This window comes from Nonomuraea sp. CA-218870, assembly GCF_050936535.1.
Taxonomy (GTDB): Bacteria; Actinomycetota; Actinomycetes; order Streptosporangiales; family Streptosporangiaceae; genus Nonomuraea; species Nonomuraea corallina.
On record NZ_JBNJMN010000001.1, the window covers coordinates 3,086,338 to 3,112,793 of the forward strand.

The window sequence follows — 26,456 nt, forward strand, 5'->3', positions numbered from 1 at the left end:
CCACCCCGCATGCGAAGGCATCCGATAAGTGAGTCTTCGCGATGGTAAGAGCTAGTAATGTCGATGGTCAAGTATAAGTAGGCTCATCGCTGTCTTATGTTCACCCGCTTCCCGGCCGTCACTGCCGGTTCGTCCTGTGATCATCTGGACGCTTACGCCGTTTTACGGCCGGCTTTTGCTTGACCACCGATATAAGCCCGCTTAGCATCCGGCTCCATGAGAGATGAGCCTGAAACTTTCCGACGGCCTCTGAGCAGGGGACGGGGTGGCTGACCGGATGCTGAGCATGCGGGGCATCGGCAAGAGCTTCCTGGGCGTGCGGGTGCTGTCAGGGGTGGACCTGGCCGTGACGGCCGGCGAGGTCCACGCCGTCGTCGGGGAGAACGGCGCCGGCAAGTCCACCCTCATGAAAATCATCTGCGGGGTCCACCCGCCGGACGAGGGCACGATCGAGCTCGACGGCCGGCCCGTCCGTTTCGGCCATCCGCTGGAGGCGCGGCGCTCCGGCATCGCGATCATCTACCAGGAGTTCAACCTCCTGCCCGAGCGCACCGTCGCCGAGAACGTGTTCCTCGGGCGCGAGCCCGTCAGGCGCGGCCTGGTCGACCGGGCCGCCATGGAGAAGGCGACCGCGCGGCTCCTCGGCGAGCTGGGCGAGGACGCCTTCGGCCCGCGCGACGTCGTCAAACGCCTGCCGGTGGCCCAGCAGCAGATCGTCGAGATCGTCAAGGCGCTGTCGGTGAACGCCAGGCTCGTCGTCATGGACGAGCCCACGGCGGCGCTCGCCGGGCACGAGGTCGAGTCGCTCTACCGGCTGATCGGGCGGCTCAGGGAACGCGGCGTGGCCGTCCTGTACATCTCCCACCGATTACGCGAGGTGTTCGACCTCGCCGACCGGGTCACCGTGCTCAAGGACGGCTCGCGCGTCACCACGCTCCCGATCAGCGAGGTGACCCCTGGACAGCTGATCCGACTGATGGTGGGCCGCGATCTCGGCGCCTACTTCCCGCCCCGCTCGGCCGGAGCCGGCGAGGTACGCCTCAGCCTGCGCGCGGCCGGCAACCGCAAACTGCGCGACATCGACCTCGAACTGCGGGCCGGGGAGATCGTCGGCATCGCGGGCCTGCAGGGATCCGGCAGGTCGGAGCTCGCCAGAGCGATCTTCGGCGCGGAGCCCTTCACCACGGGCGAGATGACCCCGGCGCGCCCGCGCTCGGTCCGGGAAGGCGTGGCCCTGGGCATCGGCCTCGTGACCGAGGACCGCAAGGCCGAAGGGCTCGCCCTGCGCCAGTCCGTGCGCGACAACGTCCTGCTCGTCGCCCGCGCGGTGGGCGCCGGGAACCGCGCCGCCGTCCGCGGCCTGCTCGACCGGGTACGCCTCGCGCCCGTGCGCCGGGACCAGGAGGTCCGTTACCTGTCCGGCGGCAACCAGCAGAAGGTCGTGCTCGTCAAGTGGCTGACGATGGCGCCGCGGGTGCTGCTGTTCGACGAGCCGACCCGGGGGATCGACGTCGGGGCCAAGGCCGCCGTCCACGACCTGATGCGCGAACTGGCGGACGACGGCATGGCCATCATGATGATCTCCTCCGAGCTGCCCGAGCTCATCGGCATGAGCGATCGCGTCGTCGTCCTGCGCGACGGCCGCATCGCGGGCACGCTGCCCGCCGGCGCCTCCGAGGAGGCCGTCATGCGGCTGGCCGCGGGAGAGGCGGCCTGATGGACCTGCTCACGCGCGCCCGCGGCCCGGCGCGCGGCGGCCTGGCGGCGCACCTGCGCGAACCCACGCAGGTGCTGTTCCTCGCGCTGCTCGGCCTGGTCGCGGCCGGCTGGGTCCTCGTCGCGCTCGACGGCGGCCAGTTCCTCACCCTGGAGAGCGTCGTCGGGATCCAGCAGCGCTCCGCGGCCCTCGGCATCGTGGCCGTCGGGCAGACGCTGGCGATCCTGGCCGGGTCGCTCGACCTGTCGGTGGCGTACCTGATCAGTCTGGCCTCGCTGGTCGCGGCGGAGATCATGGCGGGCCAGGACGGGAACATCGGGCCGGCGGTCGCCGCGGTGCTGGCCGTCAGCGCTCTGGTGGGGCTGGTCAACGGGCTGGTCATCACCAGGCTCCAGGTCCACGCCTTCATCGCCACGCTCGGGGTCGCCCTGATCATCAGAGGCGCCCTCGACCACCTGTACGACGGGCCCGCGGGCCGGGTGCCCGAGTCGTTCCAGGTCCTCGGCTACTCCCGGATCGGGCCCATCCCGGTCTCCGCGTTGCTCTGGGCGGGCGTGGCCGTGCTGGCCTGGCTCCTGCTGAGCAGGACCCGGCTCGGATACCGCATCTACGCGGTCGGCGGCGACGAGGAGGTCGCCCGCCTGTCGGGGATCCGCACCGGACGGGTCGTCGTGCTCGCCCACGTGCTGTGCTCGGTCTGCGCCGGCGTCGCGGGCCTGCTGCTGGCCGCCAGGCTCGGCGCCGGGGCCCCCACGGTGGGCACCGACGGCGGCTACGACCTGGAGTCCATCGCCGCGGTCGTGCTCGGCGGGACCGCGCTGGCCGGCGGCAAGGGCGGCGTGGCGGGAACCGTGGGCGGAGTCCTGCTGCTGGCCGTCCTGGACTCCATCTTCAACCAGCTCGAGATCAACTCCTTCGTCAAGGACGTGGTCCGCGGCGTGGTCATCGTCGTCGCGGTCGCCGTCTACGCCCGGCGCACCCGGGGACGGCGCGCATGAGGAGGGCGCTTCCCATCCTCGCGGTCCTCGTGGCGCTGCTCACCGCGATCGCCCTGGTCAACCCCCACTTCCTGGAGCCCGCCGGATTCCTGGCGTTCCTCAAACGGGCCGCGCCGCTGGTGATCCTCGCCGCTGGACAGTACTTCGTCATCGTCTCCGGCGAGTTCGACCTGTCGGTCGGCTCGCTGGTGACGGCCGAGGTGGTGATCGCCGCGCGCCTCATCGACGGCGACGAGTCCGCCACCTGGCCGGTCCTCGCCCTGCTGGTCGTCACCGGGCTGCTCGTCGGGCTGGTCAACGGCGTCGTCACCACCAGGCTGCGGGTGCCGTCGTTCATCGTGACGCTCGGCATGCTGCTCGTCCTGTCCGGGGCGGTGTTCCTGTGGACCGGCGGCGCGCCGCGCGGCGCGCTGTCGGAGGGCTTCCGCGTCTTCGGCCGCGGCGGCCTCGGCCCGGTGCCGTGGTCGGTGCTGATCCTCCTGGTCCTGGGCGCGGCGGCGATCCTGCTCATGCGCGCCGACTTCGGCAGGACGCTGATGGCCGCCGGCGACAACGAGCGCGCCGCGGCGCTGTCCGGGGTCCGGGTGCACCGGGTCAAGGTCTTCGCTTTCATGCTCTCCGGCCTGGCGGCCGCCGTCGCGGCGATCCTGCTCGGCGGTTTCGCCGGCGTCTCGGCCCAGGTCGGTCAGGGCCTGGAGTTCTCGGCCATCACCGCCGTCGTCCTCGGCGGCGTGGCGCTCGGCGGGGGCCGCGGCTCCGTGCCGGCCGCCATGGCCGGGGCCGTCACGCTGGAGGCGCTGTTCACCCTGCTCAACCTGTACGGAATCTCGGGGGCGCTGGAGTTCACCGTGCAGGGCGTCATCATCATCGCCGCGGTATCGGCGGCAGCCGTCCGGCTTCCCCGGAAGTCCACCCCCCGAACAGGAGACGCACATGCCGCGTCCTAAGGCCGCGATCGCCGTACTGGCCGCGCTCGTCATCGCCGGCTGCACCACCGACAAGCCGGCGGCCACCACCCCGTCCGCGGCGCCCGCCACGAGCGGTCAGGATTCCGGTACGGGCGCGCAGTCCAGGTTCTTCGTCCAGGCGGACTTCGACGCCCAGCTGGCCATGCGCGCCAAGACACCGCAGGGCCCCGCGGACAGGCCCTGGGAGCAGGCCATCGACCCGGAGATGATCGACACGGCGCGGTACAAGAAGGACGGGCCGTACCACCTGTGCTTCTCCAACGCGGCGGTCGACAACCCCTGGCGCCAGGTCGGATGGAAGACGATGCAGGCCGAGGTGGGCCTGCACGAGGAGATCGGGAAGTTCACCGCGCTGGACGCCGAAGGCAAGGACGACAAGCAGATCTCCGACATCGCCGAGCTGCAGGCCAAGGGGTGCGACGCGCTGATCGTCTCGCCGAACACCACGGCGACGCTCACTCCCGCCGTGACGGCCGCCTGCGCGAAGGTGCCCGTCATCGTGTTCGACCGGGGCGTGGAGACGGACTGCCCGGTGACGTTCATCAAGCCGATCGGCGGCTACGCCTTCGGCGCCGACGCCGCCGAGTTCCTGACCGAGAAGGTGCCGGCGGGCGGGAAGGTGCTGGCGCTGCGCATCCTGCCCGGCGTCGACGTGCTGGAGACCCGCTGGTCGGCGGCGAAGGCGGTCTTCGACGAGAGCCGCCTCCAGGTGGTGGGGGTGGAGTTCACCGACGGCGACGCCGCCAGGACCAAGAGCATCGTCAGCGACTACATCCAGCGGCACGGCACGATCGACGGCGTCTGGATGGACGCGGGCGCCACGGCGGTGGCCGCGATCGAGGCGTTCGAGGACGCCGGGCTGCCGGTGCCGCCGATCAACGGCGAGGACCAGCAGGACTTCCTGCAGAAGTGGAAGGACGCCGGGCTCACGGCCGTCGCGCCCACGTACCCGACCTATCAGTGGCGTACCCCGATCATCGCCGCGCTGAGGATCCTGCGGGGCGAGGAGGTGCCGGAGCGGTGGAACCTGCCGCAGCCCAAGGTCACCGGCGAGAACCTTCAGGCCTACCTCAAGCCCGACATGCCGCCGCTGCACTACGCGCTGTGCGGGTGTGAGGACCTCCCCGGGTTCCCGGAGGACTGGGGCGGGAAGAAGGGCTGACCGGCTCCTTCCCGCGAACCGACTTCCCGCGAACCGACTTCCCGCGAGCCGACTTCCGCGAGCCGACGACGAAGAGGGACGCCATGTTCTCGATCGGAGTGAACACCTGGGTCTGGGTCTCCCCGCTGACCGACGACGAACTGGCGCGCCTCGCGCCCCGCGTCGCCGGGTGGGGCTTCGACGTCATCGAGCTGCCCGTCGAGCGGCCCGGCGACTGGGACCCGGACCGGGCCGCGGCGCTCCTGGCCGAGCACGGGCTGGCCGCGTCCGTGGTGCTGGTCATGCCGCCGGGCCGCGAGCTCGTGGCCGCCTCCCCGGACACCGTCCGTGAGACCCAGGACTATCTGCGGCACTGCGTCGACGTGGCGGTGACCGTCGGCTCCCCGGTGATCGGGGGGCCGGCGTACGCCTCCGTCGGCCGTACGTGGCGGCTGTCACCGGAGGAACGCCGGGAGGTCTACGCCGAACTGCGCGAGCAGCTGCGGCCCGTCCTGGACCACGCGGCCGAGCGCGGGGTGAGGCTCGCCGTCGAACCGCTCAACCGGTACGAGACCAGCCTCGTCAACACCGTCGAGCAGGCGCTCGACGCGCTGCCTGAGGACTGCCACCTGGCACTCGACGTCTACCACCTGAACATCGAGGAGAAGGACCCCGCCGAGGCGGTGCGGCTGGCGGGGGATCGCGTCGCGCACGTGCAGGTGTGCGGCACCGATCGCGGCACGCCGGGAGCCGACCGCTTCGACTGGCCGGGCTTCACCCGGGCCCTGCGCGACGTCGGCTATGCGGGGCCGCTCGTCATCGAGTCGTTCACCGCGCACAACCGGACCATCGCCACCGCGGCCTCCATCTGGCGACCCCTCGCCAGGACCCAGGACGGGCTGGCCGTGGACGGCCTCTCCTACCTGCGGACCCTGTGACACGTACCTGAAAGTTTCATACTTATCTGGCTGAATGGCGACCTTCGAAGAAGTCTGCGTCGCTCTGACCTCTGGCTTTTGGTCAATGCTTCCCGGATGAGCGGGTGGGGTCGGTTTTCAAGCGCTTGATAAGCATGCTTAATGAGGTCTGTGGCGAGGCGGGCACGCCTCACGCCCTCCCTCGCCATCCCCCGACTCCGACCCTTGCCGGCACCCCCAGGAGATCCTTCATGCGAAGATCACGCCTGTTCCCCGCCCTGGTCGCAGCCTTGGCAGGACTGTTGCTGCCCTTGTCGCCGCCGGTGGCCCACGCGTCCGCGGCGCAGTTCAGGGTGCTGCTGTTCACCGAGACGGCGAGCGGCGCCTACCGGCACGACTCCATCTCCGCGGGTGTCGCGATGTTCCAGCAGCTGGCGGCCGCCAACGACTTCCAGCTCGACCACAGCGAGAACTCCGCCGTCTTCACGACCGCGACGCTGAACGCCTACGACGCGGTGATCATGTTCCAGACCAGCGGCATGGTGTGGGACAACGACGCCCAGCGTCAGGCCTTCCAGGCGTACGTGCGCGGCGGCAAGGGCGTCGTCGCCGTTCACAACGCCACCGACATGAACGTCGAGGCGCAGTTCCCCTGGTGGGACCAGGTCGTCCTGGCGGGCGCCCACATGACCGCCCACTCGTCGGTCCTGCAGGGCACCGCCAAGGTGGCCGACAGGACCCACCCCTCCACGGCGGGGCTGCCGGACCGGTGGGTGCGGACGGAGGAGTGGTACAACTTCGACAAGAACCTGCGGGGCTCGGTGCACGTGCTGGTGACCGCGGACGAGACCACCTACGACGCGGGCCCGAGCCGGATGGGCGTCGATCACCCGATCTCCTGGTGTCACAACCCGGAGGGCGGCCGGGTGTGGGCCACCGCGATGGGCCACCAGGCGTCCTCCTACTCCGAGCCCCTGTTCCAGCAGCACCTGCTGGGCGGCGTGCGGTGGGCGGCGGGCGCGGCGGCGGGCGACTGCGGCGGCACGGTCGCGGCCCGGTTCCAGAAGGTGACCCTCGACGGCGCGCCGGACCAGCCGATGGAGCTGGACGTGGCCGCCGACGGCAGGGTCTTCTACATCTCGCGCTCCGGCAAGGTGAACCTGATCCCGGCCAACGGCGGGGGCACGCGCGTCATCGGCACCCTGCCGGTGTACGACGGCGGCGAGGACGGCGGCATCGGGCTGGCGCTCGATCCGGGCTTCGCCACCAACGGCTGGATCTACCTCAACTACTCGCCCTCCGGCGGCGGTGAGGTGAACCGGGTGTCGAGGTTCACCTTCAACGGGACCAGCCTCGACCTGTCGAGCGAGAAGAAGATCATCGAGGTTCCCGCGTACCGCAACGTCGACGAGCCCGGCCACACGGGCGGCTACCTCGCGTTCGGGCCCGGCGGGAACCTGTACATCGGCCCGGGCGACGACACCAACCCCCACGCGTCCAGCGGGTACGCCCCGATCGACGAGCGGTCCGGCCGGGAGCACTACGACGCTCAGCGGTCCTCGGCCAACACCAACGACCTGCGCGGCAAGATCCTGCGCATCCACCCCGAGTCCGACGGCACCTACACGATCCCGTCCGGCAACCTGTTCGCGCCCGGCACCGCCAAGACCCGGCCGGAGATCTACGCGATGGGCTTCCGCAACCCGTTCCGCTTCTCGGTCGACAAGGTGACGGGCTGGATCTCGGTGGGCGACTACGGCCCGGACGCGGGCGCCGCGAACGCCAACCGCGGCCCCGAGGGCACCGTCGAGTGGAACCTGATCAAGCAACCCGGCTTCTACGGCTGGCCGTACTGCGTCGGCAACAACCTCCCGTACAACGACTACAACTTCGCCACCAGCACCTCCGGCGCCAAGTTCAACTGCTCGGCCCCGGTCAACGACTCGCCCAACAACACCGGCCTGACCAACCTGCCGGCGGCCAGGGCCGCGACCGTGTGGTACGACTACCACGCCTCGGCCGCGTTCCCCGAGATCGACTGCTGCGGCGGCGCCGCCCCGATGGGCGGCCCGTTCTACCGCTACGACGCGGCCGCCGGCTCGGACCGGAAGTTCCCCGCGTACTTCGACGGCACGCCGTTCTTCTACGAATGGAGCCGCAACTTCGTCAAGGAGTTCCGCCTGGACTCCTCGGGCAACCTCCTGAAGATCAACCCGTTCGTGGCGCAGCTCGCCCCGCGCGCGCCGATCGACATGAAGTTCGGGCCGGACGGCGCCCTGTACATGGCCGACTGGGGCAACGGCTTCGGCCACGCCAACACCGACGACAGCATCTACCGCGTCGACTACGTGGCCGGGAACCGCGCGCCCCTGGCCAGGGCGAGCGCCAGCCCCGACTCGGGCGTGGCGCCGCTGACGGTGGCGTTCTCCTCGGCCGGTTCGGCCGACCCCGACGGCGACGCGATCACCTACGCGTGGGACTTCGGCGACGGCGGGACCTCCACCAGCGCCAACCCCTCGCACACCTACCGGGCCAACGGCACCTACACGGCCAGGCTGACCGTACGGGACTCCGGCGGGAAGACGGGCAGCGTCACGGTGCCCGTCGTCGTCGGCAACACGCGTCCCGAGGTGGCCTTCTCGGCCCCGCCCGACGGCGGGTTCATCGACTTCGGCGACCGGGTGGACTACCGGGTGACCGCAGCCGACGCCGAGGACGGCGCCGCCGACTGCGGCAGGGTCACCGTGATCACGGCGCTCGGCCATGACCAGCACGCCCACGACACCGGCCAGTACACCGGCTGCTCCGGCACGGTCACGACCAGCGCCTCCGGCCATGACGAGGCCGCCAACGTCTACTACGTCCTGTCCGCCGACTACACCGACAGCGGCGGACTGAAGGGCTCCACCGGCGTCACCCTGCAGCCGAAGCACAAGCAGGCCGAGCACTTCACCGGCTCGTCCGGAATCCGCGTCATCGACGAGTCCGGAGCCGAAGGCGGCAGGCGCGTCGGCGACATCTCCGCCAACGACTGGATCTCCTTCAGGCCGGTCAACCTGTCCGGGATCGACACGGTGTCCTTCCGCGTCTCGGCGCCGACCAGCACTGGGGCGGTCATCGAACTGCGCGCCGACTCGCCGACCGGGGCCCTCATCGCCTCCAGCCCCGTGCCGGCGACCGGGGGATGGAACACCTACGTGTCGCTGCCCCCGGTGGCGGTCACCGATCCCGGCGGCACCCGCAACGTCCACGTCGTGTTCAAGGCGCCGTCCGCGAACGCGTTCGACCTGGACTCCGTCACGTTCAACGGCACAGGCGTCGGGCAAGGTGACGGCCCGTCCCCGGGCGGCACGAGCGCGCTGCGCGGTGTGGCGTCGAACCGGTGCCTGGACGTCAACGGCGCCTCCCAGGCCAACGGGGCGCAGGTGCTCATCTGGGACTGCAACGGCCAGGCCAACCAGCAGTGGACCGTCACCAGCGCCGGGGAACTGCGGGTCTACGGCGGCAAGTGCCTGGACGTGAACGGCGCCGGGACCGCCGACGGCAGCGCGGTGATCATCTGGGACTGCAACGGCCAGAACAACCAGAAGTGGCGGCTCAACGCCGACGGCAGCATCACCGCCATCGGAGCGAACAAGTGCCTGGACGTCAGCGCCACCGCCAACGGCACCAGGGCACGCATCTGGACCTGCACCGGCGGCGCCAACCAGAAGTGGACCCGCGTCTGACCGACCACCACTCCGGACGAACGGGATGCGAGATGTCTGACCTGTCACGAAGGCAAGTCCTCAGGTTCGGCGCGGCCGGAGCCGGGGCCGCCATGCTGCCCCTGGTGTGGACCGCCGCCGCCCGGGCCGCCTCGGCGCCCCCGCCGGAGGTGACCGCCGCGAACGACCTGGCCCTGTGGTACGACGAGAGCGCCGGCACCGACTGGCTGCGGGCGCTCCCCATCGGCAACGGACGCCTGGGCGCCATGGTGTTCGGCAACGTCGACACCGAGCGGCTGCAGCTCAACGAGGACACCATCTGGGCCGGCGGACCGTACGACCAGAGCAACCCCCGAGGCGCGGCGGCACTGGGCCAGATCCGGCAACTGGTCTTCCAGAACCAGTGGAGCCAGGCCCAGACGATGATCGACCAGAACATGCGGGGCAACCCGGTGGGGCAGCTGGCCTACCAGACCGCCGGTGATCTGCGGCTCGGCTTCGGCAGCACCGCCGGGGTCTCGGAGTACAGCCGGCATCTGGATCTCACCACCGCCACCACGGCCGTGTCCTACCTGCAGAACGGCGTCCGTTACCGGCGCGAGGCGTTCGCGAGCGCCCCCGACCAGGTGATCGCCCTGCGGCTGACCGCCGACAGGCCGGGGTCGATCACGTTCTCCGCGACCTTCGGCAGCCCGCAGCGGGCGACGCGCTCCAGCCCGGACGGCACCACGATCGCCCTCGACGGCGTCTCGGGCGACATGGAAGGGGTGGCCGGCTCTGTCCGATTCCTGGCGCTGGCGCGGGCCGTCGCCGAGGGCGGCAGCGTCAGCGGCTCCGGCGGCACCCTGCAGGTCAGGTCGGCCGACAGCGTGACGGTGCTGATCTCCATCGGCTCCAGCTACCGCGACTTCCGCGACACCGGCGGCGACCACCAGGGCATCGCGCGGCGCCACCTCGACGCGGCCACCGGCAGGACCTACGGAGACCTGCGCGGCCGGCACGTCGCCGACTACCAGCGGCTGTTCGCGCGTACGACACTCGACCTCGGCCGGACCGCGGCGGCCGACCAGCCCACCGACGTGCGGATCGCCCAGCACGCGAACACCGACGACCCGCAGTTCTCCGCGCTGCTGTTCCAGTACGGCCGATACCTGCTGATCTCCTCCTCCCGGCCGGGCACGCAGCCGGCCAACCTCCAGGGCATCTGGAACGACTCGCTCACCCCGGCCTGGGACTCGAAGTACACCATCAACGCGAACCTGCCGATGAACTACTGGCCGGCCGACACCACGAACCTGTCCGAGTGCTACGAGCCGGTGTTCGCCATGCTCGGCGAACTCGCGGTCAGCGGCGCCCGGACGGCACGCGCCCAGTACGGCGCCGGCGGCTGGGTGACCCATCACAACACCGACGCGTGGCGGGGCACGTCGGTCGTGGACGGCGCGTTCTGGGGCATGTGGCAGACCGGCGGGGCCTGGCTGGCCACCCTCGTCTGGGACCACTACGGCTTCACCGGCGACCTGGAGTTCCTCCAGCGGTACTACCCCGTGATGAAAGGCGCCGCGCAGTTCTTCCTGGAGACCCTCGTACAGGAACCTCAGCTCGGGTATCTGGTCACCAACCCGTCGAACTCTCCCGAACTGGCCCACCACGCGGGTGTCAGCGTCTGCGCCGGCCCCACCATGGACAACCAGATCCTGCGCGACCTGTTCAACGGCTGCGCCCAGGCCTCCCAGGCGCTCGGCGTCGACGCCGACTTCCGGACCCGGGTCCTGGCCGCCCGGGACCGGCTCCCGCCCATGAAGATCGGCTCACGCGGCAACATCCAGGAGTGGCTGTACGACTGGGTCGAGACCGAGCCCGCCCACCGGCACATCTCCCACCTCTACGGCCTGCACCCCGGCAACCAGATCAGCAAGCGCGGCACCCCGGCGCTGTACACCGCTGCCCGGCGCACCCTCGAACTCCGCGGGGACGACGGGACCGGCTGGTCCCTGGCCTGGAAGATCAACTACTGGGCGCGGATGGAGGAGGGCGGCCGCGCGCACACGCTGCTCCGCCTCCTGGTGACGACGGCCCGGCTCGCGCCGAACATGTTCGACCTGCACCCGCCGTTCCAGATCGACGGCAACTTCGGCGCCACGTCCGGCATCGCCGAGATGCTGCTGCAGAGCCACAACGGCGAACTGCACGTCCTGCCGGCCCTGCCGCCGGCCTGGCCCAACGGCACCGTACGGGGCCTGCGAGGACGGGGCGGCCACACCGTGGACGCTACCTGGAGCGCCGGCGGGGCCACCGAGATCCTCCTGAGGTTCGACCGCGACGGGACGGTCGACGTCCGCGCCCGGATCTTCGCCGGCACCCACCAGGTGGTCGACACCACGACCGGCGATCCCGTCAGCGTCGCCAAGCCCGAGAACGACGTCATCCGACTGACCGGTCAAGCCGGTCGCACGTACCGCATGACCGGATCCGGCCCCGCGCCCGCGAGCCACGTGCGGATCACCAACGCGGCCACCGGCCTGGTACTGGACAGCGGCGGGAACGTCGCCTCCGGATCGAACCTCAAACAGTGGAACTGGGACGGCAGCACCAACCTGCAGTGGCAGCTCGTCGACCTGGGCGGCGGCTGGCACCGCATCGTCAACCGCACCAACGGCATGGTCATCGACAGCTGGGGCAACACCGCCAACGGCGCCACCGCCCGGCAGGCGGCCTGGAACGGCGGCGCCAACCAGCAATGGCGGCTCAACAGCACCGGCAACGGCCGCCACCAGATCATCAACCGGGGCACCGGCACCGCCCTGGACGGCATGGGCAACGCCACCGCCGGCTCCACCGTCGGCCTGTGGACCCCGAACACCAGCGCCAACAACCAGTGGACGATCACGAACGCGTGACCACCGACGGAAGCTCGGCAAGGGCACGGCAGACGCGCGGTGGCGATTCCCTCCGGACCGACCCCGGACCGACCCCGGATCGGCCTCCTGTCAGCCGACCAGGGCGAGCTGAGGGAGGATCGTGGTCAGGCCGGGCGCCGACCCGCGCGGCTGCCACTCGCGCGGATAGCCGAGCGAGACCTCGTAGTGCGGCACGCCGTCCTGCGTGAGCAGGCGCGGGATGTGCAGATGCCCGTAGACGGCCGCGACCACGCGGTAGCGCCGCAGCCAGTCGGCGGTGGCCTCCGTGCCGCACCACAGGGCGAACTCCGGGTGGCGCAGGACCTCGGTGGGCCGCCGGATCAGCGGGAAGTGGTTCACCAGGACGATCGGCCTGCCCGCGGGCAGCTCCGCGAGCCGCGCCTCGGTGAGGTCCAGCCGGCTCCGGCACCACGCGTCCAGGCTGGGGTGGGGGTCGGGGTGCAGCAGGAACTCGTCGGTGCAGACCACGCCCGCCTCGTAGCTCGCCTCCAGCGCGGCCTCCTGGGTGAGGTGCCCCGCCCTGAAGGTGTAGTCGTACAGCACGAACAGGGGTGCGACGGTCACCTCGACCCCGCCCGTCCGCCAGGTCGGGTAGGGGTCCTCCGGAGTCAGGACGCCCAGCCCCCGGCAGGCCTCCACCAGGGCCCGGTAACGTTCCTCCCCGCGCAGCCCCAGGGGGTCACGCGGATGGGTCCACAGCTCATGGTTGCCCGGCGCCCACACCACCGTGGAGAACCTTTCGGCGAGCAGCCGCAGCGCCCAGTCGACGTCGGCGAAGATCTCCCCGACGTCGCCGGGGACGAGCAGCCAGTCGTCGTCCGACTCCGGCCGCAGTCCTTCGACGAAGCGCCTGTTGTCCTCGTAGCGAACGTGCAGATCACTGATGGCCAGCAGCTTTCCCGCCATAGATCACTGAGTCTCGCAAGTCCTCCCGGCTTCGGCAACCCCGCGGTCAGCCCGGCGGCAGGAGGGACCTACAGCCCGGTCAGCTTGAGCCTGACGTGGTAGGAGTAGAAGGTCTCATCGGTCCCGTCGAGGAAGGTCTCCTCGATGGCCACCTCGCCCCTGGCCAGCGCGAAGCACGTGGTGCCGTTCGCGATGGCCACGCCCAGGCTGTCGCCCGTCCCGGCGGCCGGGGGTGTGACCTCGCGCAGGTCGAAGCCCACGCTGCCGATGGTGACGATCGAGGTCGGGAACTCGAAGTCGGCGGGGTCCCCGTCGCCTCCGGTCACCATCGGGAAGTAGTCGTCGTTGAACCTGGGGAACAGGTTCCCGCCGACCAGGAAGCGGAGCTCGTCCCGCCCGTCCCGTTCCGCGGCGTTGAGCGAGTCGATGTCGTACAGCTCCACGCGGCACGACGTCGCCATGGCGGCGGCCGGGGCCGCGGTCACAGCCGGCGGTACCACCAGGCCCACGGCCAGGGCCAGTCCGGCGATCAGCTGGTGAGATCTCATGATGCCCTTTTCTGAGTAGAGGGCGCGTGGGGGCCTCCCCGATCCGCGGGGAGCACGGGTCCCTGTCCCCGCAGCATCGCCCCGCCGCCTCACACAAGCTGCGTACAAATACCGGCTGTGCCGGTGTCCTTCGGCGTTGCGGGTTCCTGACCCTCCATGCGGCCGGGCCGCGCCTGCGGGGCACGGGGCGACGGCGCGTCGTACGCGTCCATCAGGTCCCGTGCCCCGCGGCACGTCCCCGGCCGGTCTCCCGCCTCGGGCGGATCCGGCCGAGCGGGGTGCCGATCTTGTCCGCGGGGGTCGGCCCGTGCGGCCAGATGTCAGCGTCCCACGGCAGGATGTAGTACCGCGCGTAGCCGTACGCCGGGGCCGCACCGGGGTCATCGGCCTCTACTTCCCCGGGCGCACGATCGGTCTCGAGTACTACATGGACCTCGCGATCGGCGCCGCAGAGGAGGCACTCTCCCACGATCTGGCGCTCACGCTCATCCCCGCGACCAGGGACCCGGGACGCGTTCCGTCCCTCCATCTCGACGGCGTGGTCGTCTCCGACCCGGTGCTCGGCGACCCGACGCTGGAGACGCTCATCAACCTCCGGGTGCCGATCGCCGCTGGGGACACCCGGACTCGTGGCGCACGCCGTGTACCTCACCGCGTACATGCCGGCGTCAGACGTGTCCGCGGCGGCGTACACGCGGCTTCCCGAGGCCGCCGACGACCGGGTCGCGCCGTTGTTACAGGGCGACCCGGTCGAGGACGCCGCCACCGGCCTGCTGACACCCGACGGCCCGATCGGCATCATGCTGGGCACCACCACCCTGACCCGCGACGGCCGACGCGGCGTACCCGGACACCCCGACCTCCGTCGTCACGCTCGACGCCTCCCACTCGCCTTTCCTCTCCAGGCCCGGCGAACTGGCCGGCATCCTCATCCCGCTCGGCTGACCGACCAAGGAGCCGAGACGAGCGGCACGCCATGCGGCCGGAGGGCATCTCCGGCCGGTCGGCGCCGGGTCAAGCGCCGGCCTCGAGCACGGCGAGATCGCGCACCGCATAGCGGTGATGCTCGGCCTCCTCCTTCAGCACCACCTTGAGGCAGCGGCGCACGACGTACTCCTGGTCGGGATACGGATCGGCCGGCTTGCGACCGCAGACCCGATCGAGTTCGGCCTCGGTGAGCCCGTCGACGACCCGCCGCATCGTGGCCATGCGGGCGAGCCGCGGCGCGAGCACCTCTTCGAGCGTCGGGGTGGCGTCGAGGGCGAGACCGAGCTTCGCCGCCGCCTCGGGCGGCATCCCGCCGGCAGGCAGGCCACACGGGTGGTACGGCGTTTCCTCCTCCAGCACCGCATTGCCGAGCCAGGCGTCGCCGGCGAACAGCAGGTGCCGCTGGGTCTCGACCAGCGACCACTCGCCGTCGACCTGCTCGTGCAGCTTGGCCTCGGGCAACAGCCTGGCGCGGTCGAGCGTCGCCGCCCACAGCGTCTCGAGAGCATCCCAAGCAGCCCGATAGTCGCCGGGGGACACGGCGTCACGCGCCAGCACCCGTGCGGGGTTCCGGCGATCGAGCTCGGCCTCGACGTAGGCGGTCACGTCGACGTCGTTGACGACGAGCCGCTCGAAGTTGCCACCGAGGTAGACGTCGCTCCCATAGCAGTCGACGATCTTCAGGCCGCTGACCTCACAATCGCGGACCTCCAGACCGGAAAGATCGCACAGGTGGATGCGGGCACCGCGGAACCGGTCGCTCTGGGCGTATTCAGCAGTCATCCAGGCAGTATCCCGCATCCGTCCCGGGTGCCACGTGGTTATCCCGGTGCCCCCCGCTGACCTGCGCGATCAGGTGGGAAGAGCCTCATTCGGACCCGGGGTTCGGTGAGGGCGCAGACAGGAACGCGCGTGAGGCGCCCGAACACCTACAGATCAAACGCCCTCAGAGGCCGCGGACAGCAGGGTGAGCGCGGCCTGGCGGGCCTGCTCGCCCGCGTCGGCCGCACCCTGGTGTGCGGCGACGACAGTGGCGCCCTCGACCAGCATGAGGAACTGCCGGCCCAGCAGGCGCGGGTGGGCGGCTCCAGCGCGCTCGGCGATGCCGGTAAAGACCTCCAGGTAGCGGTCGAGGTGGCGGGCGGTGATGGCGCGCACGGAGTCGATGTGGTGCTGGGCGGCCGCGTTGAGCATCGCGCAGCCGCGGAAGACCGGATCGTCGTACCACTGCTGCAGGGCGTCGAACACCGCGGCGAGCTGGGCGCGAGGATCGTTCCCCGCGTCCTCGGCGACCCCGGCCAGCCACTGCGTCACACGTTCGCTGCGCTCTTGGAGCACGGCTTCTATCAGCCCTTCCTTGGTGCCGAAGTGCCGGTAGAGGGTCTCCTTGGACACCCCGAGGCGGGTGCACAGCTCGGCGACACCGATGCCGTCCAGTCCGCGCTCGTACAGGACCGGGATGGCCGCGTCGACGATGGTGGCGCGGGTGCGGACCGGGTCGATCGTCGAGCCCTTGGCGACTGGCATGGATGAGATAGTACCGGCCGGTTCGATCGACTGCTAAGGTCATAGATCGTACCGATCGGTTCGATCTATGGAGGCTTCTGATGACGGACCCGTTCGCCGCGGATCCGCCGCGCGACCCGGACTTCCCGGCCGCCACGCGTGCGGTGACCTTTCCCAGCGGCGGCGCGAGCCTGCTGGGCGTGCTGCACGTACCGGCCGGCCGGGGACCGCATCCGATAGTCGTGCTCCTGCACGGATTCCCGGGCGACGAACGCAATTTCGATCTCGCGCAGGTGCTGCGCAGGGCGGGCTATGCGTCCCTGGTGTTCCACTATCGCGGCTCGTGGGGCGTCGGCGGCACGTGGTCGTGGGGCCACGTGCTGGAGGACGCGGCGGCGGTCGTGGCCGGGCTGCGCGACCGGAACCTCGCGATCGCCCACCGGCTGGATCCGCGGCAGGTGGTGCTGATCGGCCACAGCCTCGGCGGCTTCGCCGCGCTGATGACCGCGGCGGCGGATCCGTCCATCGCTGCGGTCGCCTCAGCGGCGGCGTTCGATTTCGGTACGGTGTCAGCACTGTGCCGCGCGGACCCGGGCCGCCGCGCGCTCTACACCGAGGCGTTCGACGGCGAACTCGGCCCTCTACGAGGCACCAGCGGGAAGGCGCTCGTCGCCGAGATGGAGGCGGCCGGCGAGGCCTGGCGACTGGCGCGGCTCGCGCCACTGCTGGCCGACCGCCCGGTGCTGCTCATCGGCACCAGCTCCGACACCGTCACCCCGTACGACCTGCATCACGAACCGGTGGTCGCGGCGTATCAGGCGCACCCCATCAAGAGCCTCGAACACCACGTTTTCGCCACCGACCACGCGCTGTCGGACCACCGCGTGACACTGGCACGGACGATCTTGGATTTCCTGGCGCGGCACCTATGAGGGCGACATACCGGCAGGTGCTGCGGCTGGCCCTGGGCACCGCTTCGGCACTGGGGCTCGCGCGGTTCGCGTACGGTCTCCTCCTGCCCGCCATGCGGGAGGATCTCCACTGGTCCTTGGCCGAAGCCGGGGCGATGAACACCGCCAACGGCCTCGGCTACCTGCTCGGCGCTGTGGCAACCGCCGCCATCGCCCGCCGCTGGGGCACCGCTGTCATCTTCCGTTCGGGCATGGTCCTGGTCGCGGTGGCGCTGGCAGGCACCGCGAGCACCGATGACTACCTGGCGCTGCTGGCCGCACGAGCCATGGCAGGCGCGGCGGGAGCAGCCGTGTTCATCGCCGGTGGCGTGATCGCGTCAAGCCTGGCCACCCGTGCTGCCTCCGGCGCGCCCATCGCCGTGTACTTCGCCGGCACCGGGCTGGGCATCGCCTGCAGTGGCGCCACCCTCCCGGCACTGGCCGGTCATTGGCGCCTGGCCTGGGTCGGCTTGGGCCTTGCCGCCGCCCTGGCCGCACTGGTCAGCTGGACCGCCGCGGATATCGGCCAGAAAGAGCCGACCGTCGTCGCCGGCCGGGCACGTCTGCGCCTGCTGTGGCCGATCGCCCTGGCCTACCTGCTGTTCGCCGCGGGCTACATCGCCTACATCACCTTCCTGTCCGCCTACCTCGCCGATCGGCACGCCCCGCTCGTGCAGGTGATGCTCACGTGGACGGCGCTGGGTCTGGCCGTCGTGGCGGCACCCGCGCTGTGGAGCCGCCCAACCCTCCACTGGCCCGGCACTCGGGCCCTGACCTCCCTGCTCGCTGTCCTGGCCGGCAGCGCGGCAGTGGCGCTGATCGCGTCCGCACCGCCGGTCATCCTTGCCTCCGCAATCGTCTACGGGGCGACGTTCATGGGCGTCCCCGCCGCCGTCACCGCACTCATCAAGGCCCACGTCGCACCCGCGGATCGGACCGCCACGCTGTCGGCCTTCACCGCGCTGTTCGCGGCCGGCCAGACCGCCGGCCCCTGGCTGGCCGGGCTTCTGGCCGATCGCACCTCGACCGACGCCACCCTGTTCTGGACCACGATCCTGTGCGCCGCGGCGGCGCTGATCGCTGCGATCGCGGGCCGTTTCACGCCTGTCCGCGGCACCCGGGCCGACTGTGATCACGGCGGGCGCCTGGCAGGGGAGCGCCTGGCGATCAGGGACGTCGCTCCCGGCCGAGGAAGCACGACAGGAGCTGCCTGAAGTCCTGCGGGTGTTCGAGCGCCGGCACGTGCCCGCACCGGCCGAGCACGTGCAGACGGACATCGGCCAGGTGTTCGAGCAGGGGCAGGGCCGCCGTCCCGAGCGGGGTGACCCGGTCCTCGGCGCCGTGGACGAGCAGCACGGGCGCGCGGATCCCCGCCAGCGTTCGCGCCGAGAGGGCGAGGTCGCCGGCCCAGCGTGCCCTGGGTGGAGGGAACAACGACGCGAAGGCGGCCGCCCCCGCTCGCATCGCGGCTGCGCGGACGGCGACGGCCGGCTCGGTCACGAGCGCTTGGTCGAAGACGAGGCGGCTCAACATGTCCCGTGCCCCGAGCGGGCCGGCGGGGGCGGCCCAGACCGCGTCGAGCTCGGCGGACAGCGGCGCCCCTGGGGCGCCCATCGTCGAGACCGCCACGACACGGGTGACCTGCTGGGGACGCGCGGCCGCCAGCGCCAGCGCCACGGCGCCGCCCATGGAGTGGCCCACCACGGCGTAGCGCTCGACGCCGAGAGCGTCCATCAGACCCGCGGCCCGCTCCGTCCACAGCCGGAGCCCGCCCCTGCAGCCCGCCGGGATCGGCGTACGGCCGAACCCTGCCTGGTCAGGCGCCACCAGACGCCAGGACGTGCCCAGCGCCTGTGCCGTTGACGCCCAGGCTCCGGATCCGGTCGTACCGGGTCCGGAGCCGTGCAGCATCAGCACCGCGGGCCCGGTGCCGCACTCCAGGACGTGGACGGGGGAGCCGTCGACGGTGACGGTCCGAAGTGCCGTCACCGGGACAGGCCGGGTGCGCTCATGCCGATGCGGAGCTGACGGACTTCGAGAAGAGCTCCATCATCGCCTTGCCGAACTGCGGCATGTCGGGCCACCCCCGGCAGGAGACGAGGTTGCCGTCCACGACGTCGGGAGCGTCGATGACCGTCGCGCCCGCGTTCTCCATGTCACCGGTGATGGGCGGGAAGCACGCCGTCTTCCGCCCCTTGAGCAGCCCGTACACAGCCGGCACCTGCGCGCCGTGGCACACCAGCGCGATCGGGAGGTCGCGCGCGAAGAAGTGCTCGGTGATGCGCCTGACGTCTGCGTCGACCCGGATCCACTCGGGGGCACGTCCCCCAGGGATGATGAGGGCGTCGTAGCGCTCGACGTCGACCTCGGCCCAGGGCACGTCTACCGGCAGCTTCCGGCCGTTCTTCTCCACGTAGGCGTCGGAGTCGGGGTCGAACTCGTGGATGACCAGCTGAACGTCACGCATCGTCCGTGACGAGACATCAACGTCCCAGCCGCCCTCCTGCACGCGATAGTAGGGATACATGGTGTCGAGCTCCTCGGCGGCGTCGCCGGTCAGGAGCAGCGCTCTGGGCACCTGCTTCTCCTCGCATCCGGTGCGGGTGAGGTGGGATCCGATCCGATCCGATCGGATGGGATTGAGTTAGCATTCCCCGGCCCCGTCCGCCCGTCAAGCCTTTTCCGCTATTCCTTCCGCGGCCTCCGCCTCGTCGAACAGCCGCCGGAACCGCTCGCCGGACCGCAGGATGTGCCGGCGCATGGCGTAGGCGGCGGCGTCGGGGTCACGCGCGGCGATCGCGGCCAGGACCTCTTCGTGCTCGGCCATGGCCAAGTGAGTGACCTGGGCGTCGCGGTGCAGCCGGAACAGGTGCACGTGCGTGTGCAGGCGGGCGAGCGCTTCGCGGATGACCTGGTTCTCCGCGCTCAAGGCGACGAGGTCGTGAAAAGCGGCGTCGCGCAGCCCGAAGGCGCCATAGGCCATGGGCCCCTTGCCCCCCTCCAGCTCCGCCATGTCCTCCAGCATGCGTCGCATGCCGGCCACCTGCTTCGGCGACGCGCGTTCGGCGGATCTGCGCGCCGCCGCCGGCTCGAGGAGCAGGCGGACCTCGAGCATGTCCTCGAATCGGTGACGGGTGATCTGGGGAGGAATGCGATAGCCGGCATGGGGCACCCGCACGACCAGGCCCTCGGCCTCCATGCGGTTCAGAGCGTCTCGGATCGGCGTCTGTGAGACCCCCAGCTCTCGTGCCAGGGCGTCGATCGTGACGCGGGAGCCAGGCTCTATGCGCAGCGACATCATCTGTCCGAGCAGCGCGTCGTACACCTCGTCGGCAAGCCGGCCGCGAGATCTCCCCGGCGGCGTTCCGCCCGTCATGGCCTCAGGGGGCCGCGCGGTCACCGCTTCGTCGTCCATCGTGACGTGAGGTCCTTTCTTGCGTCTTCGGGAACCTGTCGACATCGGTCGCCATACTGCGGGATGTTGACGCTCCCCATCGGATCGTATAGGAAAGGTGACGGATGCCAGCCATCCCTCACTCATCGGGGAACCGTCCGCCATCGCTCCGCTTCGATCAGTTGGAGCTTCATGAGCATGCTCGAAGTCCCATCACGTCGCGGCGTACTCATGACGCCGGTCTGCGGGTCAGCCCCTGCGACAGCCGGCGACACGCCTGAACAACCCGCCAACCGCTCGGCGAAGCACGCAGCAAGGCTCCAGAAGTCCCCGCGCAGAAAGCAGGCAGGAAGATGCGGTATCCCAAGCGAAGAGGACGACTGTCCGTTCCCGGTCGGAAGGCGGGGCTGGCGGCGGCGGCCCTATTAGTGGCCACGACCGCGGTGGCCTGCGGCGGCGGCCAGAACGACAGCGCCCCCAAGGCGCCGGCGACCATCCCGGAGCTCACCAAGGATCCGCTGACCCTCAGCTTCATCTGGTTCGACTGGCCCCCCGCCCACGCGCTGGAAGCCTTCGCGAACGCGGAGTACGCCAAGGAACGGCCGAACGTGACCGTCAAGGTCAAGACCGTGCCGAACGCGAACTGGCACGACGCGATGTTCACCCAGTTCGCCGCGCACAAGACCGACTTCGACATCCCGATCCTGGACTCACAGCACATCGGCGAGGCCGTGACGAACGGCAACATCTTGGACATCACCGACTTCGTCAAGAAGAACATCGACGTCAAGGCGTACAACCCGTATCTCCTGGCGGCCTACGGCCAGTTCCCCCAGGCGGAGACCGGGAAGCGCGACGAGAACGCCAGCCTGTACGGACTGCCGCTGCTCGGCGACACCTGGACGATGATCTACCGTAAGGACCTGATCGGTGACAAGCCACCGCAGACCTGGGACGAGATGATCTCAGTCGCCGAGAAGTGCCAGGCGGACAACCCCGGCGTCAGCGGGCTGGCTTTCCACCAGGCCAACGGCTCCGACGCCGCGGCCGTCACCTACAACACGGTCAACGGCGTCTACGGCGGCAACCTGTGGGACCCCAAGACGCGCAAGATCGACGGCGTACTCAACGACGCCGCGGGCCAGGAGGCGATGGACGTCCTGGTCAACAAGATGAAGCCGCTGACCGCCAAGGGCTCCGGCAACTGGTTCATCGACGAGGTGAACGCGGCGGTCGCCCAGGGCAAGGCGTGCATCGCGTTCAACTGGATCGCCGCGAGCGGCGGCCTGCTCGACCCGAAGCAGTCGACGCTCGGCGCCTCGCGGGAGGAGATTCTCGGCAAGCTGGGTTTCGCCGCCCTGCCGAGTCAGAAGACGAACCTGGTGCCTCTCGGCGGCATGGGGATGCACGTGTCGGCCTATTCCCCCGAGGCGAACCAGGCGGAGGCCCTGAACTTCATGAAGTGGTTCGAGCAGGCCGACATCCAGAAGAAGTGGGCCGCGGCGGGTGGCGTGCCCTCGCGTACGGACGCCCTGGAGTCGCCCGAGTTCCTCAACGCCGCGCCGTTCAACCAGGTGTACACCGACTCGGTGCCGCGGATGCGGGACATGTGGAATGTGCCCGAGTACGCGCGCCTCGTCGACATTGAGAACACCAACGTGAACGCGGCTCTCAACGGCGCGAAGACGCCGAAGGAGGCGCTCGACGACATCGCCAAGGAGCAGCAGAGCGTCCTCGACTCCAGCGCCGGAAAGGGCGGCGGCGGACTGTGAGCGACTCCGCCCCCTTGACGACCGACCACCCCGGGCAGGTGGCGTCCGCGACGCCGCCCGCACCGGGCCGGTCCCGCCGCCTGAGCGACCGCGGGCTCGCTGTGGCCTTCACCTCTCCCGCGCTGCTGCTGTTGCTCGCCATGTCGGTGTTCCCGTTGCTGTGGGCGTTGTACCTGTCCTTCACCGACTACTCGGCCACCCGCGGGGGGCCCGCCCAGTTCCTCTGGTTCGAGAACTACACCGCCATCCTGACGTCGCCGCAGGTCCACCAGAGGGCCCTGACGACGTTGGTCTACGTGGTCGGCGCGGTCACCCTGCAGACCGTGCTCGGCTTCGCCATCGCCTACCTGATCTCACGGCGCACGCACGGGCGCGGACTGCTGACCACCCTGTTCCTGGTCCCGATGATGCTGTCGCCGGTCGTGGTCGGGCTGTTCTGGCGATTCATGCTCGACGCGCAGTTCGGCGTGATCAACAGCATGCTCGGCTCGCTCGGCCTGGGGCAGGTGGAGTGGCTCACCGGGCAGCGAACGGCACTGATCTCCCTGATCCTGGTCGACACCTGGCAATGGACGCCGTTCATCATGCTCATCGCGCTCGCGGGCCTCACCGCGGTTCCCAGGTACTTGTACGAGGCCGCCTCGATCGATCGGGCGTCCGAGTGGTTCCGGTTCCGCACCATCACTCTTCCGCTGGTGTGGCCGCTGCTCCTCATCGCCGTGCTGTTCAGGGCCATCGAGGCCTTCCGGCTGTTCGACCTCGTCTACATCCTCACCAGCGGAGGTCCGGGGGTCTCCACCGAGACGTTGTCGTTCCACGTCTACAAGGTCGCGTTCCTGGGCTTCAACACCGGAACCGCCTCGGCGTACGGGATCCTGATGGTCCTCGTCGTCATCGTCCTCACGCAGCTCTACCTGCGCTACTTGAACAAGCTCAAGGAGGACTGATGGCAGTCTCCGTCGACGAGGCCGTGGGCACACGTCCTGCCCGGGATCGCACGCCGCTCGCGCGCCGCTTCGGCGGCCGGGGCCGCGCCGTGCTGGAGGTCGCGCTGCTGGCCGTGCTGGCCGTCGTGATGCTCTTTCCGGTGCTGTGGATGATCGAGACGTCCATCAAGGAGAACCGGGACGTCTACGCCATCCCGGCCAAGTTCTTCGACTTCAAGGTCACCATGGACCATTTCAAGGACGTGTTCGTCGCCTCCGGCGGCGGTCGCTCGACCTTGTCCGTCTCGTTCCTCAACTCCGTCGTGGTCGCCGGGGCCTCCACGGCGCTGGCCACCGTGCTGGGGGTTCCGGCGGCCTGGGCCTACTCACGCTTCGCCGTGAAGGCCAAGAAGGACCAGCTGTTCTTCATCCTGTCCACCCGCTTCATGCCGCCCGTGGTGGTCGTGATCCCGATCTTTCTCATGTACCGCCAGGTCGGGCTCATCGACACCAAGCTCGGCCTGATCCTCATCTACGCCGCGTTCAACGTCCCGTTCACGATCTGGATGATGAAGGGGTTCGTCGACGAGGTGCCCGCGGAGTACGAGGATGCCGCCATGCTCGACGGCTACACCCGCCTGCAGGCGTTCTGGCGATTCACCCTTCCCCTGCTCCTGCCCGGCATCGCCGCGACGGCGGTCTTCGCCCTCATCTTCTCGTGGAACGAGTTCGTGTTCGCCATCTTCCTCACCTCCAGCGACAGCGTGCGGACGGCCCCGCCCGCCATAGCCGGCCTCATCGGCGGAACCACCGTGGACTGGGGTCTGGTGGCCGCCGCCTCCGTGGTGTTCGCCCTGCCGGTGCTCGTCTTCGCCTACCTGGTGCGCAAGCACCTCGTCGCCGGTGTGACGCTCGGGGCGGTGCGACGCTGATGGCGGGCATCGAGGTGAGCGCCCTGCACAAGCGCTACCCGGACGGGACGGTGGCGGTCGATCACGTGGACCTGTCCATCCGCGACGGCGAGCTGTTCGTGATGCTCGGCCCTTCGGGCTGCGGCAAGACGACCACGCTGCGGGCCATAGCCGGCCTGGAGAGGCAGACGACGGGCGACATCCGCATCGGCGACACGCTGGTCAACGACCTGCCGCCCGCCGAGCGCGACATCGCCATGGTGTTCCAGTTCTACGCTCTCTACCCGCACCTGAGAACCCGCGACAACCTGGCGTTCCCCCTGCGGGCCGAAGGACTGCCCAAGGCGGAGGTGCGCGAGCGCGTCGACGAGGCCGCCCGGCTGATGCGGCTCGGTCCGCTCCTGGACCGCCGGCCGCGCCGGCTGTCCGGCGGGGAGCAGCAGCGCGTCGCGCTCGCCCGCGCTCTGGTACGACGACCGCGCGCATTCCTCATGGACGAACCTCTCACCAATCTGGACGCGGAGCTGAGGGCGGACATGCGCACGGAGATCAAGCACCTGCAGGGGGAGCTGGGGACGACGATGGTCTACGTCACCCACGACCAGGTCGAGGCCATGTCGCTCGGTCACAGGATCGCCATACTCAACAAGGGCCGCGTCGAGCAGATCGGCACGCCGCTGGAAGTCTACGACCGTCCGGCGAGTCTCTTCTGCGCCGCGTTCATCGGCTCCCCGCCGATGAACCTGATCGAGGTGGAGGTGGCCGACGGGAAGCTGCGCAGCAAGGACGGACTGGTCTTCACGCCACCGCCAGGCCTGCCGCGCGACCGCCGTCTGGTCGCGGGCGTCCGGCCGGAGGCGCTGGAAGTCACAGAACCAGGGGCGGAACGTTCGGTTCCGGCCCGCCTGATCTCGGCGGAGTGGCTCGGCGACGAGATCATCTACGTGGTCGACCACGGCGGCCGGCGGGACGTACGGGTTCGGATGCCACCGACCGTCCGTTTCGCCGCTGACGCACCGGTCGGGCTGCGGCACCTCGGCGGGACCCCGGCGGTCTACGACGTGAGCACGGAAGAGCTGGTGGCCTGATGGGAACCGTGGCAGCGCACGGGCTGCGCAAGTCCTTCGGCAAAGTCCAGGCCCTGGACGGGGTGACGCTGGACGTGCCGGACGGATCGTTCTTCGTCGTGCTCGGGCCCTCCGGGGCGGGCAAGACGACGACCCTGCGAGCGATCGCCGGCCTGGAGAAGCTCGACGCCGGGTCGGTGCGTCTGGACGGGAGGGACGCGACCGGTGACGCCCCGGCCGCGCGCGACCTGGCCATGGTCTTCCAGAACTACGCCCTCTACCCGCGGCACACGGCGTACGAGAACATCGCGTCGCCGCTGCGGGCACGCCGCCGTTCCGCGAGCGAGATCGCCGCCGCCGTCGAGCGGATCTCGAGCCTGCTGCACATCGAACGTCTGCTGCAGCGTCGTCCGGCGCAGTTGTCCGGCGGTGAGATGCAGCGTGTCGCCCTGGCCCGGGCGCTGGTACGTACCCCACGCGCGTTTCTCATGGACGAGCCGCTGACCAACCTCGATCTCAAGCTCCGCGTCGAGATGCGCACCGAGCTCGCCCGCATCCACCGGAGCCTCGGAGCGACCTTCGTCTACGTGACCAACGACCAGGTCGAGGCCCTGTCCATGGCCGACCAGGTCGCGGTACTCAAGGAGGGGAAGGTGCAACAGGCCGGAACGCCGACCGAGGTGTACGAGCGTCCGGCCAATCAGTGGGTCGCGGGATTCGTGGGGAGCCCGCCGATCAGCCTGCTTCCCTGCCACGCCGAGGGAGACCGTCTGATCGGGGCGGAAGGCTGGACGCTGCCGCGGCCCCGCTGGACCACGGCTGAGGACGGTCGTCCGCTGCTGCTGGGCCTGCGCGCGGAGGACCTGTCCGTCGAGCGGCGTGGGGACGCGTCGTTGTCAGGTGAGCTCTACGGCCTTGAGCCGCTCGGTGACCGGACGGTGGTCGACGTCCGAGTGGGGACGGAGATCCTCAAGGTCAAGGCACGAGCCACTGTCACCGGTACGCCGGGCGAGCGGCTGCTTGTCACGGTCGACCTGGACCGTGCGCACCTGTTCGACGCGGGCACCGGGCTGGCGCTGTCCGAGGCCGGGCGGTAGTCACGCCGGACAGCACCAGGAAC

The 26,456-nt window shown here is 70.3% G+C and carries 21 protein-coding genes; 14 read left to right on the plus strand and 7 right to left on the minus strand.

Annotated features, from left to right (window positions below; translation table 11 throughout):
• Positions 1 to 265: 265 nt before the first annotated feature.
• The 7 genes from ACQEUU_RS15005 (at position 266) to ACQEUU_RS15035 (ending at position 12,348) form a co-directional block, all read left to right on the plus strand.
• Positions 266 to 1,717: a sugar ABC transporter ATP-binding protein gene (locus ACQEUU_RS15005; RefSeq protein ID WP_433065862.1), complete on the plus strand. Its 1,452-nt coding sequence runs from the start codon at positions 266 to 268 to the stop codon at positions 1,715 to 1,717.
• Entirely contained in the window at positions 1,717 to 2,715 is a 999-nt protein-coding gene (locus ACQEUU_RS15010; RefSeq protein WP_433065864.1) for an ABC transporter permease, read from the plus strand. The genes ACQEUU_RS15005 and ACQEUU_RS15010 overlap by 1 nt, the downstream gene beginning before the upstream one ends.
• Complete coding sequence (locus ACQEUU_RS15015) at positions 2,712 to 3,662, plus strand: ABC transporter permease (protein WP_433065867.1); 951 nt, start codon at positions 2,712 to 2,714, stop codon at positions 3,660 to 3,662. Before ACQEUU_RS15010 ends, ACQEUU_RS15015 begins: the two co-directional genes overlap by 4 nt.
• Complete coding sequence (locus ACQEUU_RS15020; protein ID WP_433065869.1) at positions 3,649 to 4,845, plus strand: substrate-binding domain-containing protein; 1,197 nt, start codon at positions 3,649 to 3,651, stop codon at positions 4,843 to 4,845. The genes ACQEUU_RS15015 and ACQEUU_RS15020 overlap by 14 nt, the downstream gene beginning before the upstream one ends.
• An 83-nt stretch (positions 4,846 to 4,928) precedes the next feature.
• Positions 4,929 to 5,762, plus strand: coding sequence for a sugar phosphate isomerase/epimerase family protein (locus ACQEUU_RS15025; protein WP_433065872.1), 834 nt, complete (start codon positions 4,929 to 4,931; stop codon positions 5,760 to 5,762).
• Positions 5,763 to 5,992: 230 nt separating this feature from the next.
• Entirely contained in the window at positions 5,993 to 9,469 is a 3,477-nt protein-coding gene (locus tag ACQEUU_RS15030; protein WP_433065874.1) for a ThuA domain-containing protein, read from the plus strand.
• 32 nt (positions 9,470 to 9,501) lie between these two features.
• Positions 9,502 to 12,348 (plus strand): glycosyl hydrolase family 95 catalytic domain-containing protein, encoded by a 2,847-nt coding sequence (locus ACQEUU_RS15035; RefSeq protein WP_433065877.1) that lies wholly within the window; start codon positions 9,502 to 9,504, stop codon positions 12,346 to 12,348.
• A gap of 90 nt (positions 12,349 to 12,438) precedes the next feature.
• Here the strand turns inward: ACQEUU_RS15035 and ACQEUU_RS15040 are convergent, their stop codons facing one another.
• The 4 genes from ACQEUU_RS15040 to ACQEUU_RS15055 form a co-directional block, all read right to left on the minus strand.
• Positions 12,439 to 13,275, minus strand: a complete 837-nt coding sequence (locus ACQEUU_RS15040) for a metallophosphoesterase family protein (protein WP_433065880.1) — start codon at positions 13,273 to 13,275, stop codon at positions 12,439 to 12,441.
• A 68-nt stretch (positions 13,276 to 13,343) separates the two neighbouring features.
• Positions 13,344 to 13,823 carry a hypothetical protein gene (locus tag ACQEUU_RS15045; RefSeq protein ID WP_433065883.1) on the minus strand — a complete coding sequence of 160 codons (480 nt, stop codon included), beginning with the start codon at positions 13,821 to 13,823 and terminating at the stop codon, positions 13,344 to 13,346.
• A gap of 1,014 nt (positions 13,824 to 14,837) precedes the next feature.
• Entirely contained in the window at positions 14,838 to 15,593 is a 756-nt protein-coding gene (locus ACQEUU_RS15050) for a DinB family protein (RefSeq protein ID WP_433065886.1), read from the minus strand.
• Positions 15,594 to 15,746: 153 nt separating this feature from the next.
• Positions 15,747 to 16,337, minus strand: a complete 591-nt coding sequence (locus tag ACQEUU_RS15055; RefSeq protein WP_433065889.1) for a TetR/AcrR family transcriptional regulator — start codon at positions 16,335 to 16,337, stop codon at positions 15,747 to 15,749.
• Positions 16,338 to 16,417: 80 nt separating this feature from the next.
• On the opposite strand from ACQEUU_RS15055, the gene ACQEUU_RS15060 reads away from it, so the two are divergent.
• Both ACQEUU_RS15060 and ACQEUU_RS15065 read left to right on the plus strand, forming a co-directional pair.
• Positions 16,418 to 17,248: an alpha/beta hydrolase family protein gene (locus ACQEUU_RS15060; protein ID WP_433065892.1), complete on the plus strand. Its 831-nt coding sequence runs from the start codon at positions 16,418 to 16,420 to the stop codon at positions 17,246 to 17,248.
• A 17-nt stretch (positions 17,249 to 17,265) separates the two neighbouring features.
• Positions 17,266 to 18,480, plus strand: coding sequence for a YbfB/YjiJ family MFS transporter (locus ACQEUU_RS15065; protein ID WP_433065895.1), 1,215 nt, complete (start codon positions 17,266 to 17,268; stop codon positions 18,478 to 18,480).
• On the opposite strand, the gene ACQEUU_RS15070 is transcribed toward ACQEUU_RS15065, so the two are convergent.
• The 3 genes from ACQEUU_RS15070 to ACQEUU_RS15080 form a co-directional block, all read right to left on the minus strand.
• The gene (locus ACQEUU_RS15070) at positions 18,434 to 19,255 is read right to left on the minus strand and encodes an alpha/beta fold hydrolase (RefSeq protein WP_433065898.1); all 822 of its coding nucleotides are present in this window, start codon (positions 19,253 to 19,255) and stop codon (positions 18,434 to 18,436) included. The genes ACQEUU_RS15065 and ACQEUU_RS15070 overlap by 47 nt on opposite strands.
• A 19-nt stretch (positions 19,256 to 19,274) precedes the next feature.
• On the minus strand, positions 19,275 to 19,844 hold the full coding sequence (locus ACQEUU_RS15075; RefSeq protein WP_433065901.1) for a DJ-1/PfpI family protein: 570 nt from the start codon (positions 19,842 to 19,844) through the stop codon (positions 19,275 to 19,277).
• A gap of 93 nt (positions 19,845 to 19,937) precedes the next feature.
• Positions 19,938 to 20,681, minus strand: coding sequence for a GntR family transcriptional regulator (locus ACQEUU_RS15080; protein WP_433065904.1), 744 nt, complete (start codon positions 20,679 to 20,681; stop codon positions 19,938 to 19,940).
• Positions 20,682 to 21,088: 407 nt separating this feature from the next.
• Between ACQEUU_RS15080 and ACQEUU_RS15085 the strand changes: the two genes are divergently transcribed.
• From ACQEUU_RS15085 to ACQEUU_RS15105, 5 genes are read left to right on the plus strand one after another with little or no spacing between them, the layout of a single operon-like run.
• Entirely contained in the window at positions 21,089 to 22,432 is a 1,344-nt protein-coding gene (locus ACQEUU_RS15085) for an extracellular solute-binding protein (RefSeq protein WP_433065907.1), read from the plus strand.
• Positions 22,433 to 22,446: 14 nt separating this feature from the next.
• Positions 22,447 to 23,379, plus strand: a complete 933-nt coding sequence (locus ACQEUU_RS15090) for a carbohydrate ABC transporter permease (RefSeq protein ID WP_433065910.1) — start codon at positions 22,447 to 22,449, stop codon at positions 23,377 to 23,379.
• On the plus strand, positions 23,379 to 24,290 hold the full coding sequence (locus ACQEUU_RS15095; protein ID WP_433065913.1) for a carbohydrate ABC transporter permease: 912 nt from the start codon (positions 23,379 to 23,381) through the stop codon (positions 24,288 to 24,290). The genes ACQEUU_RS15090 and ACQEUU_RS15095 overlap by 1 nt, the downstream gene beginning before the upstream one ends.
• Positions 24,290 to 25,357, plus strand: a complete 1,068-nt coding sequence (locus tag ACQEUU_RS15100; protein ID WP_433065916.1) for an ABC transporter ATP-binding protein — start codon at positions 24,290 to 24,292, stop codon at positions 25,355 to 25,357. Before ACQEUU_RS15095 ends, ACQEUU_RS15100 begins: the two co-directional genes overlap by 1 nt.
• Complete coding sequence (locus ACQEUU_RS15105; RefSeq protein ID WP_433065919.1) at positions 25,357 to 26,433, plus strand: ABC transporter ATP-binding protein; 1,077 nt, start codon at positions 25,357 to 25,359, stop codon at positions 26,431 to 26,433. Before ACQEUU_RS15100 ends, ACQEUU_RS15105 begins: the two co-directional genes overlap by 1 nt.
• Positions 26,434 to 26,456 lie beyond the last annotated feature (23 nt).

What these genes read in the sequence shown, in the direction of transcription:
- ACQEUU_RS15100 (WP_433065916.1), top strand. Translation starts at nt 24,290, where the DNA reads ATGGCGGGCATCGAGGTGAGCGCCCTGCACAAGCGCTACCCGGACGGG.
- ACQEUU_RS15045 (WP_433065883.1), bottom strand. Translation starts at nt 13,823, where the DNA reads ATGAGATCTCACCAGCTGATCGCCGGACTGGCCCTGGCCGTGGGCCTG.
- ACQEUU_RS15095 (WP_433065913.1), top strand. Translation starts at nt 23,379, where the DNA reads ATGGCAGTCTCCGTCGACGAGGCCGTGGGCACACGTCCTGCCCGGGAT.
- ACQEUU_RS15040 (WP_433065880.1), bottom strand. Translation starts at nt 13,275, where the DNA reads ATGGCGGGAAAGCTGCTGGCCATCAGTGATCTGCACGTTCGCTACGAG.
- ACQEUU_RS15035 (WP_433065877.1), top strand. Translation starts at nt 9,502, where the DNA reads ATGTCTGACCTGTCACGAAGGCAAGTCCTCAGGTTCGGCGCGGCCGGA.
- ACQEUU_RS15010 (WP_433065864.1), top strand. Translation starts at nt 1,717, where the DNA reads ATGGACCTGCTCACGCGCGCCCGCGGCCCGGCGCGCGGCGGCCTGGCG.
- ACQEUU_RS15015 (WP_433065867.1), top strand. Translation starts at nt 2,712, where the DNA reads ATGAGGAGGGCGCTTCCCATCCTCGCGGTCCTCGTGGCGCTGCTCACC.
- ACQEUU_RS15030 (WP_433065874.1), top strand. Translation starts at nt 5,993, where the DNA reads ATGCGAAGATCACGCCTGTTCCCCGCCCTGGTCGCAGCCTTGGCAGGA.
- ACQEUU_RS15050 (WP_433065886.1), bottom strand. Translation starts at nt 15,593, where the DNA reads ATGACTGCTGAATACGCCCAGAGCGACCGGTTCCGCGGTGCCCGCATC.
- ACQEUU_RS15055 (WP_433065889.1), bottom strand. Translation starts at nt 16,337, where the DNA reads ATGCCAGTCGCCAAGGGCTCGACGATCGACCCGGTCCGCACCCGCGCC.
- ACQEUU_RS15080 (WP_433065904.1), bottom strand. Translation starts at nt 20,681, where the DNA reads ATGGACGACGAAGCGGTGACCGCGCGGCCCCCTGAGGCCATGACGGGC.
- ACQEUU_RS15060 (WP_433065892.1), top strand. Translation starts at nt 16,418, where the DNA reads ATGACGGACCCGTTCGCCGCGGATCCGCCGCGCGACCCGGACTTCCCG.
- ACQEUU_RS15105 (WP_433065919.1), top strand. Translation starts at nt 25,357, where the DNA reads ATGGGAACCGTGGCAGCGCACGGGCTGCGCAAGTCCTTCGGCAAAGTC.
- ACQEUU_RS15020 (WP_433065869.1), top strand. Translation starts at nt 3,649, where the DNA reads ATGCCGCGTCCTAAGGCCGCGATCGCCGTACTGGCCGCGCTCGTCATC.
- ACQEUU_RS15025 (WP_433065872.1), top strand. Translation starts at nt 4,929, where the DNA reads ATGTTCTCGATCGGAGTGAACACCTGGGTCTGGGTCTCCCCGCTGACC.